The 13,315-nt window shown below is 32.6% G+C and carries 9 protein-coding genes; 7 read left to right on the top strand and 2 right to left on the bottom strand.

The features are described from left to right. Window positions 1-34 precede the first annotated feature (34 nt). From BC748_RS01225 to rpsA, 6 genes are all read left to right on the top strand, one after another. Entirely contained in the window at window positions 35-1,078 is a 1,044-nt protein-coding gene (locus BC748_RS01225) for a lipocalin family protein (RefSeq protein ID WP_133531641.1), read from the top strand. A 222-nt stretch (window positions 1,079-1,300) separates the two neighbouring features. Continuing rightward, window positions 1,301-3,751, top strand: a complete 2,451-nt coding sequence (lon, locus tag BC748_RS01230; RefSeq protein WP_133531642.1) for an endopeptidase La — start codon at window positions 1,301-1,303, stop codon at window positions 3,749-3,751. 183 nt (window positions 3,752-3,934) lie between these two features. Beyond that, a complete protein-coding gene (porQ, locus tag BC748_RS01235; protein WP_133531643.1) occupies window positions 3,935-4,966 on the top strand; it encodes a type IX secretion system protein PorQ in 1,032 nt (343 codons plus the stop codon). A 55-nt stretch (window positions 4,967-5,021) separates the two neighbouring features. Beyond that, on the top strand, window positions 5,022-5,711 hold the full coding sequence (gene cmk / locus BC748_RS01240) for a (d)CMP kinase (RefSeq protein WP_133531644.1): 690 nt from the start codon (window positions 5,022-5,024) through the stop codon (window positions 5,709-5,711). Window positions 5,712-5,793: 82 nt separating this feature from the next. Next, window positions 5,794-7,050 (top strand): nucleoside permease, encoded by a 1,257-nt coding sequence (locus tag BC748_RS01245; protein ID WP_133531645.1) that lies wholly within the window; start codon window positions 5,794-5,796, stop codon window positions 7,048-7,050. Window positions 7,051-7,489: 439 nt separating this feature from the next. After that, on the top strand, window positions 7,490-9,265 hold the full coding sequence (rpsA, locus tag BC748_RS01250; RefSeq protein WP_133531646.1) for a 30S ribosomal protein S1: 1,776 nt from the start codon (window positions 7,490-7,492) through the stop codon (window positions 9,263-9,265). A 58-nt stretch (window positions 9,266-9,323) separates the two neighbouring features. Here the strand turns inward: rpsA and BC748_RS01255 are convergent, their stop codons facing one another. Beyond that, window positions 9,324-10,040, bottom strand: a complete 717-nt coding sequence (locus tag BC748_RS01255) for a hypothetical protein (RefSeq protein WP_246013984.1) — start codon at window positions 10,038-10,040, stop codon at window positions 9,324-9,326. A 195-nt stretch (window positions 10,041-10,235) separates the two neighbouring features. Between BC748_RS01255 and BC748_RS01260 the strand changes: the two genes are divergently transcribed. Then, complete coding sequence (locus BC748_RS01260) at window positions 10,236-10,793, top strand: fasciclin domain-containing protein (RefSeq protein ID WP_133531647.1); 558 nt, start codon at window positions 10,236-10,238, stop codon at window positions 10,791-10,793. Window positions 10,794-10,845: 52 nt separating this feature from the next. Here BC748_RS01260 and pheT read toward each other — a convergent pair whose 3' ends face one another. After that, the gene (gene pheT, locus BC748_RS01265; RefSeq protein ID WP_133531648.1) at window positions 10,846-13,266 is read right to left on the bottom strand and encodes a phenylalanine--tRNA ligase subunit beta; all 2,421 of its coding nucleotides are present in this window, start codon (window positions 13,264-13,266) and stop codon (window positions 10,846-10,848) included. Window positions 13,267-13,315: the final 49 nt, after the last annotated feature.

Below are 13,315 nucleotides of genomic sequence, written 5' to 3' on the forward strand. Positions count from 1 at the left end.
AAAAATTATATTTGACCTTTAAATAAAAATTGTCATGAGCAAAATAAAAATCTTAGCTGGAATTTTTCTGTTTTTAACGTCATTTACATTCACATCTTGTGATAACGAACCAATTGATCCAAATATTGATTTGGATGAGTTCAATGGAGGAGGAAATTCAACTGGTGTTTTTACCGCAAAAGTAGGAACAGATAATTTTAATGCTAACCAATTAATAGAAGCTGAATATGTAAATACAGCTTTGGGAACACAGTTAAATATTGTTGGAGTTTCATCTACAGGGAAAACAATGTCAATAATAGTTCATAACCCAACAATTGGTACTAGAAATGCAAGTAGTGATTTGTCTTCGTTGCTAAGTTTTAGTTATGCATCAAGTGCAAATGATTTATATTCTAATATAAATTCAGCAACATCTCAATACAGCGGAACTTTAACAATAACAGAATTTAATTTAACTACAAAAAAATTATCAGGTACTTTTAGTTATACTGCTTATGGTGCTTTGTCAAGTTCTACTCAAATACAAGTTACAGAAGGTAAATTAACAAATATTTCATTCGAAAATACAACAACTGGTGGAGGAAATAATGGAGGTGGAAACAACGGTGGCGGAAATAATGGAGGAGGAAATTCTTCAGTTGTTGGTTCATATAAGTTGACTGCTTTCAATACATCAGTACCGACAGATTTAAATCTTGACGGAACAGCATCTACAAACCAAATGGACGAAATTAGCTGCCTTAATAATTCATTTTTAACAATTAACGCAAACAATACTTTTACTTCCGATGCTGAAGGAGTTGATATCGAAGTTACTGTCGATAACAATGGTGTAGAAGTTGAGTCTATTGTTTGCTATGAAGATGCTCAAATAGCTGGAACATGGGTTTTAAATGGAAATACAATTACTTTCACATATACTGAAGAAGGCGAAGTATACTCCGATACCTTTACAATACAAGGAAACACGCTAAAATATGTTCTTGAAGATGGTCAAGTTGTTGGAGTAGAAGAAAACTCTGGTGCACCAGTTTATTTAAACAGTGATATTACCTTGATTTATACAAAGCAATAGTTTTAACTAAATAAAAATTAAAAATCCGTCATTTTGGCGGATTTTTTTATGGCACAATACTTGACTTACAGTTGTGCTAATCGATAATACTAGTTGGTATATCGATTTTATGCAATTTCAAATGTCATACATCGATTTTAATTTATTTCTAAATAAAGATGTCCTACATTTGTTAAGCATTACATAGTTTTAATGTCATTTTGACTTATATAAAATCCAAACATGTCAAACCATTCAATTTTATCTTTCGACAATTTAATGTTGCAAGAATTCGATACAGAAGCTGAGTTAATTCCACTTTTAACACCAGAAGATGAAGAGGAAATGAATAATGAAGAATTACCTGCTTCGTTACCTATTTTGCCTTTGCGAAACACAGTTTTATTTCCCGGAGTTGTAATCCCAATTTCTGCAGGAAGAGATAAATCCATAAAATTAATTAATGAAGCCAATGCTGGAAACAAAATCATTGGTGTAGTAGCTCAAAAAAATGAAGCCGACGAAGATCCAACTAAAAATGATATTCATACCATTGGAACTGTCGCTAAGATTTTAAGAGTGCTTAAAATGCCTGACGGTAATATTACAGTTATTCTTCAAGGTAAAAAACGCTTTGCTGTTGATGCTGTAACTTCTGAAAAACCCTATCTAAAAGCTTTAGTAAAAGAGGTTGATGAAAAACGTCCTGGCGCACACGATACAGAATTTACAGCTATTGTGGACTCCATTAGAGAATTGGCCATTCAAATTATAAAAGAAAGCCCAAACATTCCAACTGAAGCTACTTTTGCAATAAAAAATATTGAAAGTCAGTCGTTTCTAATCAATTTTGTTTCTTCAAATATGAACCTTACGGTAAAAGAAAAACAAGATTTATTATCGATTAATATTCTAAAAGAAAGAGCTTTAGAAACGCTTCGTTACATGAATGTTGAGTTGCAAAAATTAGAACTCAAAAACGATATTCAATCTAAAGTTCGATTTGATTTGGACCAACAACAACGCGAATATTTTTTGCATCAGCAAATGAAAACCATTCAAGAAGAATTGGGTGGCGTTTCCTATGAGCAAGAAATTGAAGAAATGCGAGTAAAAGCAAAAACCAAAACTTGGGATGATAAAACAGCGAAACATTTTGAGAAAGAAATTTCTAAAATGCAACGAATGAATCCACAAGCTCCTGATTTTGGCATTCAACGTAATTATTTAGAACTATTTCTAGAATTGCCTTGGAATCATTTTTCAAAAGATAATTTTGATTTAAAACGAGCACAAAAAGTTATTGACAAAGATCATTTTGGTCTTGAAGATGTTAAGAAAAGAATCATAGAGCATTTGGCAGTTTTAAAATTGCGAAATGATATGAAATCGCCAATTATATGTTTAACTGGTCCTCCAGGAGTTGGAAAGACATCTATAGGAAAATCAATTGCTGAAGCTTTAGGAAGAGAATATGTTCGAATTTCGCTTGGTGGTTTGCGTGATGAAGCTGAAATTCGCGGTCACAGAAAAACCTACATTGGCGCAATGCCAGGAAGAATTATCCAAAGTTTGAAAAAAGCAGGAACTTCTAATCCAGTTTTTGTTTTAGATGAAATCGATAAATTATCCAATTCACATCAAGGTGATCCATCGTCAGCATTACTCGAAGTACTTGATCCAGAGCAAAACAGTGAGTTTTATGATAATTTCCTAGAAATGGGTTATGATTTATCTAAAGTCATGTTTATAGCCACTTCAAATAATATGGCAACCATTCAACCAGCGTTGAAAGACAGAATGGAAGTGATTAAAATGTCAGGTTATACCATTGAAGAAAAAACGGAAATTGCTCGTCAACACCTTTTTCCAAAACAATTAGCAGCACATGGTTTAACCACCAAGGATTTAGCAATTGGGAAAAAACAATTAGAAAAAATCGTTGAAGGTTACACTCGCGAATCTGGTGTGAGAAGTTTAGAGCAAAAAATTGCACAAGTCATCCGAAATGCTGCCAAATCAGTAGCGATGGAAGAAGATTATAATAAAAAAGTAACCGATGAAGATATTGTTGCCATTTTAGGCGCACCAAAATTAGAGCGCGACAAGTCGGAAAGTAACGATGTTGCAGGTGTTGTAACTGGTTTGGCTTGGACATCAGTTGGCGGTGATATTTTGTTTATTGAATCGTTGATTTCTGCTGGAAAAGGAAATTTAACCCTGACAGGAAATCTTGGAACAGTAATGAAAGAATCTGCAACAATTGCTTTAGAATATATCAAAGCCAACGCTGAGCTTTTTGGATTAGAAGCAGAAATGATTTCAAAATACAATATTCACCTTCACGTTCCTGAAGGCGCAACGCCAAAAGACGGACCAAGTGCAGGAATTGCTATGTTGACTTCCTTAATTTCATTACTGACACAAAGAAAAGTAAAGAAAAGCATTGCAATGACAGGAGAAATAACACTTCGCGGGAAAGTACTTCCTGTTGGTGGAATTAAAGAAAAAATTTTAGCGGCTAAAAGAGCGAACATTAAAGAAATCATTCTTTGTCACGAAAATAAAAGTGATATCGAAGAAATCAATCCAAAATATATTGAAGGTCTAACGTTTCATTATGTAAAAGAAATGAGTGATGTTATTGATGTTGCTATTACTGAACAAAAAGTGAAAAACGCAAAGAAATTATAATTTTCAATTATTCAAATATTTACAACCTACAAGGTTTTCATAACTTTGTAGGTTTTTTTGTTTAAAAGTTTTTTTTAGAAGTTTTATAAATCATGAACTTCATAAAAAACCATTTTTTTTCTATCCAATTTAAAATAATATCTTCGCATTTCCGTTATAGTATATAGATTGCTATTTATTTCCATGGTAAAAAAAATTGTTTGTACTCTTTTGTTGCTCACTAGTTTGGTCAGTTTCGGACAAATTGGCGGTAGATCTGTGTATCAATTTTTGAACCTAGTTACGTCGCCAAGACAAGCTGCGTTGGGCGGAAAGACGATTACTATTTATGATAATGATGTCAATCAGGCTCATTTTAATCCAGCGACAATCAATGCCGAAATGGATAATCAATTGTCCTTAAATTATGGAAGTTATTTTGGTGAAGTTACCTATGGAACAGCAGCTTATGCTTATACTTATGACAGGCATTTGCAAACTTTTCACGCAGGTGTAAACTATGTCAACTACGGAAGTTTTGATGGTTATGACGAAAATGGTCAAGAAACTACTAGTTTCACAGGAAGCGAAATGGCGCTTTCGTTTGGTTATGCTTATAATATTCCTTTTTCGAATTTTTATATTGGAGCCAATGCAAAATTGATTTCTTCTACTTTAGAAAGTTACAATTCTTTTGGAGCTGCCATTGATATTGGCGGATTATTTATTGATGAACGAAACGATGTCAATTGGGCTTTGGTGATTCGAAACATTGGAACTCAAATTACGCCATATGCAGAAACACGAGAAAAATTACCTCTTGAAGTGATGATTGGTGTTTCGCAACTAATGGAAAATGTTCCTATTCGGTGGCATTTAACATTAGAAAATATGCAACAATGGAATATTGCTTTCTCCAATCCTAATCGTGCAGAAGGTTCACTAGATGGTGGTTCAACTCCCGAGAAAGTTTCGGTTTTTAATAATGCATTACGACATGTAGTTGTTGGAGCGGAATTATTTCCTGATAAAGGATTTAATATTCGATTGGGATATAATTTTCGTAGAGCCGAAGAATTACGTATTTTAGAACAACGAAATTTTTCTGGAATTTCGGTTGGTTTTGGATTGAAAATCAGAAAGTTAAAATTTAACTATTCGTATTCCAGATATACATTAGCAGCAAATACAAGTCTATTCGGATTGACAATAGATTTTTCAGATAACAGTTATTAGAATATAGTTTTTGAAATTGAAAGTTCAATAACACAAAAAAATAATAGAAAATAGTGTGAGTAAAAAAATTACTATTGCCATTGATGGATTTTCTTCTACAGGAAAAAGTACTTTGGCCAAGCAACTAGCAAAAGAATTAGAATATGTTTATGTCGATACTGGAGCAATGTATCGTGCTGTAACATATTTTGCTATGCAAAATGGATATGTTTCAAATGATTTTTTTGATAAAGAAACTTTAGTGAACAGTTTGTCTGCTATAAAATTACATTTTGAGTTTAATGCTGAACTCGGATTTGCTGAAATGTTTTTGAATGATGAAAATGTTGAACTTCCTATCCGAACACTTGAAGTTTCCAACTTTGTAAGCAAAATTGCTGAGATTTCAGAAGTTCGTGCGAAATTAGTGGAACAACAACAATCGATGGGCAAAAATAAAGGTATCGTTATGGATGGTCGCGATATTGGAACTGTTGTTTTTCCTGATGCAGAACTTAAAATTTTCATGACCGCAAGTCCAGAAACGCGTGCTCAAAGACGTTTTGATGAATTAGTAAGCAAAGGACAAGCAGTTACTTTTGAACAAGTACTTCACAATGTTCAAGAGCGCGATTATATCGACACACATCGAGCTGATTCACCACTAGTAAAAGCGGAAGATGCTATTGAAATTGACAATTCCTATCTCACAAAAGAAGAACAATTTAGTTTAGTTTTAGAATTGGTTGAAGAAGTGATTAATTAATTTAAGCAGTACTTTTTTTGCATATCTCATTTTAAATAGTAGATTTACGAGTTATTTTTTTACAACCAAAAAACTATTTATTATGAGTATTAAGAACAGACTAATTGCAATGAACTTTTTTCAGTTCTTTGTTTGGGGTGCATGGTTAATTACTATTGCCAACTTTTGGTTTGGTACAAAACAATGGGAAGGAACACAATTCGGATTGGTTTTTGGAACAATGGGAATTGCATCCTTGTTCATGCCAACCCTAACAGGAATATTAGCTGATCGATGGATTAATGCTGAAAAATTATATGGAATTCTACATATTTTGTATGCATTAGTTTTATTTTATTTACCTCAAATAGAAACACCAGGAAATTTTATTTATGTGATGCTTTTGGCAATGTGTTTCTACATGCCGACGATTGCGTTGTCTAACTCCATTTCATATACTGCTTTGAAAAACAGTTCTGATAGTGATGTTGTTAAAGATTTTCCACCAATTAGAGTTTGGGGAACTGTTGGTTTTATTGCAGCGATGTGGTTGACCAATCTTTCGGGAAATAAAGCTACAGCATATCAGTTTTACATTGCGGGAATTGCGGCTATTTTGTTAGGACTTTATGCTTTCACCTTGCCAAAATGTAAACCACAACACACCAAAGCGGAAAAATCTTCTTTTGCTGAATCATTAGGTTTAGAAGCTTTCAAATTATTTGGAACCTATAAAATGGCGTTGTTTTTTATTTTTTCTATGTTTCTTGGCGGAGCTTTACAGTTAACAAACGCTTATGGCGATGTTTTTTTGGATGAATTTAAAAATGTTCCTGAATATGCCGATTCATTTGTTGTAAAATATTCTACTATTATTATGTCTATTTCTCAGGTTTCGGAGACGTTGTTTATTTTGGCAATACCTTTTTTCTTGAAACGATTTGGTATCAAACAAGTGATGTTGATATCTATGGTTGCTTGGGTTTTACGTTTTGGATTATTTGCCTACGGAAATCCTACTGATGGACTTTGGATGATAATAACGTCTTGTATAGTGTATGGAATGGCATTTGATTTCTTCAATATTTCGGGTTCGTTGTTTGTTGAAACTTCGACTAATGCAAAAATTCGTTCTTCGGCGCAAGGATTGTTTATGATGATGACCAATGGTTTTGGTGCTGTGTTGGGAAGTTTTACCTCAGGTTGGGCAATTGAAAAATATTTTACACATGATGGAGAACGAGATTGGCACAATATCTGGTTGTCCTTTGCGGCTTATTCTTTGGTTATAGCTATTGCTTTTGCGGTTTTGTTTAAACACAAACACAATCCAAATGATGTGGCGAATGTAAGTCATTAAAAAAAATGTAGTATTGAAATTTTAGACCTGACAGGTTTTTATCCCGAAACTTCGGGACTGTCAGGTCTTTTTTTGTTTCTAAGAATTCAATTCAAATCCAAATTAGCCCCGATTGAAGTGGAAATCCTGTCATTGCTTTTTAGCAAATGTAATGAGATTGCTTCGTACCTAGCAATGACAGATTGTAACGAAAAGCGGGAAAATGGTATCCAAAAATTCCCGAACGATTCGCTTCTAGAAAAGCATTATCTATCATCTTTTCGTCTATGGTCTATTTTCTTTCGTAAATGTTTTGTAGTTAAGAAATTATGCGTAATTTTGCAGACCTTTTGGCGAAGTAGAGTTTCCTTATAGGTATCAATTATTTAAATCTAACACTGTTGTGTTTTTATTCGCATAATGAAACTCAGAGAGCATAACATACAAATTTTTTATCAGCATGTCTGAATTAAACAAAGAACAACAAGCGTTTTTAAACGATTTTAACTGGCACAATTACGCAGAAGGAATTGATGCAGTAGACCAAAAAAACTTGCAAGAGTTTGAAGATTTAGTTACTAAAACTTTTATCTCTACAGATCAAGAAGAAGTAGTTGAAGGTGTTGTAGTTAGAATTACTGAAAGAGACGCAATTGTTGACATTAACGCAAAATCGGAAGGTGTAATTTCACTTAACGAATTTCGTTACAATCCAAACTTAAAAGTTGGAGACAAAGTAGAAGTATTAATTGATATCCGTGAGGATAAAACTGGTCAATTAGTATTATCTCACAGAAAAGCAAGAACTATCAAATCATGGGATAGAGTTATTTCTGCTAATGAAACTGGAGAAATTGTTCAAGGTTTTGTTAAATGTAGAACTAAAGGTGGTATGATTGTAGATGTTTTCGGAATTGAAGCATTCTTACCAGGTTCACAAATTGATGTGAAACCAATCCGTGACTATGATGTATATGTGAACAAAATGATGGAGTTTAAAGTTGTGAAAATTAATCACGAATTTAAAAATGTTGTTGTATCACACAAAGCGCTTATCGAAGCAGATATCGAAGTTCAGAAAAAAGAAATTATTGGTCAATTAGAAAAAGGACAAGTATTAGAAGGTGTTGTTAAAAACATTACTTCTTATGGTGTGTTTATTGACTTAGGTGGTGTTGATGGATTAATCCATATTACTGACCTTTCTTGGTCTAGAATTAATCACCCAAGTGAAGTTCTTGAATTAGATCAAAAATTGAACGTAGTAATCCTTGATTTCGATGACGAAAAAACAAGAATCCAATTAGGTTTAAAACAATTAAACGCTCACCCATGGGATGCACTTGGTGCTGAACTTAAAGTTGGTGACAAAGTGAAAGGTAAAGTAGTAGTTATTGCTGATTACGGTGCTTTCATTGAAGTTGCTGAAGGTGTTGAAGGTTTAATCCACGTTTCTGAAATGTCTTGGTCTACGCACTTACGTAGCGCTCAAGATTTCGTAAAAGTTGGTGATGTAGTTGAAGCAGTTGTATTAACTCTTGACAGAGACGAAAGAAAAATGTCATTGGGTATCAAACAAATGACTCAAGATCCATGGACTGATATCACAGCTAAATATCCAGTAGGTTCTAAACATACAGGTATCGTTAGAAACTTTACAAACTTTGGTATTTTCGTTGAATTAGAAGAAGGAATTGATGGATTAGTTTACATCTCTGACCTATCTTGGACTAAGAAAATCAAACATCCATCAGAATTTGTTAACGTTGGTGATAAATTAGATGTAGTTGTTTTAGAATTAGACGTTGATGCACGTAAATTGTCATTAGGTCACAAACAAACTACCGCTAATCCATGGGATAAGCATGAAGATGCTTTCGCAGTAGGAACAGTTCACACTGGAATTATTGCTGAAATCGTTGACAAAGGTGCAACTGTTGATTTTGGAGATGATGTTGTTGCGTTTATTCCAACACGTCACTTAGAAAAAGAAGACGGTAAAAAATTGAAAAAAGGTGACGAAGCTGAATTCAAAGTAATTGAGTTCAATAAAGAATTCAAAAGAGTTGTTGCTTCTCACACAGCTATCTTTAGAGAAGAAGAAGAGAAAAATGTTAAAGCTGCTTCAGAATCAGTTGCTGCTTCTAACAACAATAATCAAGCTTCAACTTTAGGAGATAACAATGATATTCTTGCTGGTTTAAAAGCAAAAATGGAGAAAAACGAGAAGAAATAATATTCTCTTTTTATAAATTAAAAAGTCCTCTTGTCATTTTGACTTGAGGACTTTTTTTTTAGTTATTATAATATTTTCGTTGCCAAATTTCACTATTAAAATTCTTGCCCATCATAAAAAAATAGTAAGCAGTAACAGCAACTATTGATTTAAATATGAAAAGGAAAATTATCAATGAAGCCATTGGTACAGTTTTACTTAATTCTGTAGAAGGTGTCAATACTGTTAAGAATAAACTAACTACAACACAAGTAATAACAAAATTACTTATATTTTTTACTGGTTTGACAATCCATTTTCTCAGTGAATTCATATCGTTTCCCCATTGATGTATCAAATAGAAATAGTCATTTCCCATTGGGATGAAAAGCAACGGATCATCATAGTTTTCTAAAAGGAATGCTTTGCTTGGCGCAACAATTTTAAAACCTTCAAGTTTTGTATCGTGTTTTTTTTCTAAATTTCTAATTTTAGAAATGGCTTCTTCTGGAATTTCATTTTTAAAAATGCTACTATCAAGAAATCGAAATCTATAATCAATACAGATTTTTTTTATTTGCTCTAAATGGAATATTTTATCTGTTTCTAATAAATCAAACTTCAATTGATTGGTTTTTGTTGAACTTTTCTCTTGTAATGTTTGTTTAATTAACTCTCGTTCTATTTCATTTTCCGCAAAAATCGCTTTTACATCTTCTAAAATTGCCATTTCTGATTTGAATTTTTTTCGTTCAGAAATTAATTCTTTCTCTAGATTAACCTTATTTATTAGCATTTCACTTATTTTTTAAAGTATTGATAATTTGGTCATTATAGTTTCAATTTACAAAATAAATTATAATAAACAATTCAATATCGCCAATTATTATGGTATCTACAGTTGTTAAACTTTTCTCAAAACTATGATTTGAAAAAACCACTTAGCACTTTACAGCGTAAATGACTTTATAAATTTAAAAATATACCAATTATGAAAACAAAAAATTTAATTTCTGCCTCCTTTTTTGCCCTTATGATTTCTGTAACTTCTTTTTCTCAGGAAAAAACAGTAAATGTTGGCGGTGCGCCAATGTATCCTTCAAAAAACATTGTCGAAAATGCTGTAAACTCAAAGGATCACACCACTTTAGTTGCCGCAGTTAAAGCCGCAGACTTAGTTGAAACATTAAAGTCAAAAGGTCCATTTACGGTATTTGCTCCAACTAACAATGCTTTTGATAATTTGCCAAAAGGAACTGTTGAAACATTATTGAAACCAGAAAACAAAAAATTGCTTCAAACAGTTTTAACGTATCATGTATTAGCTGGTAAATTTAGTGCTGCTGATATAGCTCAAGCAATAAAAAAGGGAAATGGTAAAGCAACTTTTAAAACGGTTAGTGGTGGAACTTTAACAGCTTGGTCAAAAGGAAAAGATATTTATTTGACTGACGAAAATGGTAATAGTGCAAAAGTAACTATTGCTGATGTTAATCAATCTAATGGAGTTATTCATGTAATTGATGCAGTAGTAACGCCAAAATCTTAATTAGGTTTGTGTTATAAAAATAAAAAAGTCCTGAAAATCAGGACTTTTTTTATTATCGTAAACTTGCGCCGAGTTCATTTTCAAAATTCTTTTGCAACTTTGTCATGATTTTGTCAATTTGTTCGTCGGTTAAGGTTTTTGAATTGTCTTGCAAAGTGAAACTTATTGCATAAGATTTTTTACCTTCAGGAAGATTCTTTCCTTCATAAACATCAAATAAATTAATGTTTTTTAATAGCGATTTTTCTGTTTGGCGAGAAAGATTGTAAATAGCGTCAAAGGCAATATTCTTATCTAATAATAACGCCAAATCTCTTCTTACTTCTGGATATTTTGTGATATCTGTAAACTTAATTTTACTGCCAATTAATTTTAAGATCAAGTTCCAGTTAAAATCAGCATAGAAAACTTCTTGTTTGATATCAAAATGTTTTAATATTGATTTTTTCACAGTTCCAAATTCTACGATTGTATCATTTCCGCTAGCAATGGCAATACCTTCGGCAAAAACATCAGATTCAAAAGGTTTATTTTGTATTTTACTAATTCCTAATCGTTCTAAAACAGAATTTACATATCCTTTAAATAAAAAGAAATCGGATGGTTTTTGAGGATTTGTCCAGCTTTCTTCGTTTCGGTTTCCAGAAACAAATAATGTTAAATGCTTTTGCTCATTATATCCAGAAGGTAATTTATGGTAGGTTTTTCCAAACTCAAATAATTTCAAATCCCCATTTCTTCTGTTGATGTTATACGATACAGCTTCCAATCCTGAAAACAATAACGATTGACGCATTGCTAATAAATCACTACTTAAAGGATTGAGCATTAAAACATTATATTCCTCTTTCAACATTTCAGAAAGTTTGATATAATCTGGTGATGTTAAAGAGTTTGCCATCATTTCATGAAACCCATTGGCATTCAATTGTGTGGCAATAATATTTTGCACTTTATAATCTTCTGTTCTTGCTGAATTAGCAACAGTAGCATTTAATTTTTTAGTAAAATTAATGTTGTTGTATCCATAAACTCTTAGAATTTCTTCAATAACATCTACTTCACGTTGAACATCAACACGATAGGATGGAATTATTAATCCTAATCCAGCATCAGAAACGGTGGTTACTTTAATATCTAGTGAAGCCAAAATTCTTTTGATGGTTTCTTTTGGCAATTCTTGACCAATTAATTTAGAAGTTTTTTCAAAGTTTAAGAAAACAGGAAAATCTTCAATTTTCTTTGGATAAATATCTATAATATCAGAAGTGATTTCGCCACCTGCAATTTCTTTGATTAAAAGTGCTGCACGTTTTAGCGCAAATTCAGTGATTGTTGGGTCAATTCCTCTTTCGAATCGGAATGAAGCATCGGTATTTAATCCATGTCTTTTAGCTGATTTTCGGATAGAAATTGGATTAAAATAAGCACTTTCTAAGAATATTGAGTTTGTAGTTTCTGTAACTCCTGAACTTTTTCCACCAAAAACACCTGCAATGCACAATGGACCTTTTTCATCGCAAATCATCAAGTCTTCTTCGTGAAGCGTTCTTTCAACATCATCAAGTGTAATGAATTTTGTTCCTGAAGCTACTGTTTTTACACTAATCTTACCGTTTATTTTCGCAGCATCAAAGGCATGAAGTGGTTGACCTAAGTCATGCAAAATATAGTTTGTAACATCAACAATATTATTTTTTGGCGAAAGCCCAATTGCTTTTAAGCGATTCTTTAACCATTCTGGAGATTCCTTAACTGTTATTCCGGAAATTGTTACGCCACAATATCTTGGTGCTAATTTACTGTCTTTAACATCAACATCAATTTTCAATGTTCTTTTATCAATTCTGAATGTACTAACTGATGGCGTAATTAATTCAAGAGTACTATTTTTTTGAAGTAAACTGGCACGTAAATCACGAGCAACGCCATAATGCGACATAGCATCTGCACGATTTGGTGTTAAACCAATTTCAAAAACTTCGTCATTTTCAATATTGAAAACTTTGGCACATGGTGTTCCTGGTTTTAACTTTTCGTCTAAAATCATAATGCCGTCATGGCTAGTTCCAAGTCCAAGTTCATCTTCGGCACAAATCATTCCATGACTTTCTTCACCACGAATTTTTCCTTTTTTGATTTCAAACTCATTTCCATCCTTATCAAAAAGTTTAGTACCGATGGTCGCAACAGGAACTTTTTGTCCAGCAGCTACATTATTTGCACCACAAACAATTTGAACTGGTGTTCCATCGCCAAGATCAACTTTAGTTATTTTTAATCGGTCAGCATCAGGATGTTTTTCACAACTTAAAACATGGCCAACAACAACACCTTGTAATCCACCGCGAACGGATTGGTATTTTTCTACCACTTCAACTTCAAGTCCTAAATCGGTTAGGATTGCTGCAGTTTCTTCTGATTTTAAATCTATTTTGATGAATTGTTTTAACCAATTGTATGAAATCTTCATTTTTGAAATTTTAATAAGGTCGCAAAGATAGTTATAATAGGAAAAAATA

It is taken from the genome of Flavobacterium dankookense, assembly GCF_004362665.1.
Taxonomy (GTDB): domain Bacteria; phylum Bacteroidota; class Bacteroidia; order Flavobacteriales; family Flavobacteriaceae; genus Flavobacterium; species Flavobacterium dankookense.

Excerpts from the sequence above, each read along its gene's own strand:
- BC748_RS01225 (WP_133531641.1), top strand. The coding sequence starts at position 35 with ATGAGCAAAATAAAAATCTTAGCTGGAATTTTTCTGTTTTTAACGTCA.
- lon (WP_133531642.1), top strand. The coding sequence starts at position 1,301 with ATGTCAAACCATTCAATTTTATCTTTCGACAATTTAATGTTGCAAGAA.
- porQ (WP_133531643.1), top strand. The coding sequence starts at position 3,935 with ATGGTAAAAAAAATTGTTTGTACTCTTTTGTTGCTCACTAGTTTGGTC.
- BC748_RS01245 (WP_133531645.1), top strand. The coding sequence starts at position 5,794 with ATGAGTATTAAGAACAGACTAATTGCAATGAACTTTTTTCAGTTCTTT.
- rpsA (WP_133531646.1), top strand. The coding sequence starts at position 7,490 with ATGTCTGAATTAAACAAAGAACAACAAGCGTTTTTAAACGATTTTAAC.
- BC748_RS01255 (WP_246013984.1), bottom strand. The coding sequence starts at position 10,040 with ATGCTAATAAATAAGGTTAATCTAGAGAAAGAATTAATTTCTGAACGA.
- BC748_RS01260 (WP_133531647.1), top strand. The coding sequence starts at position 10,236 with ATGAAAACAAAAAATTTAATTTCTGCCTCCTTTTTTGCCCTTATGATT.
- pheT (WP_133531648.1), bottom strand. The coding sequence starts at position 13,266 with ATGAAGATTTCATACAATTGGTTAAAACAATTCATCAAAATAGATTTA.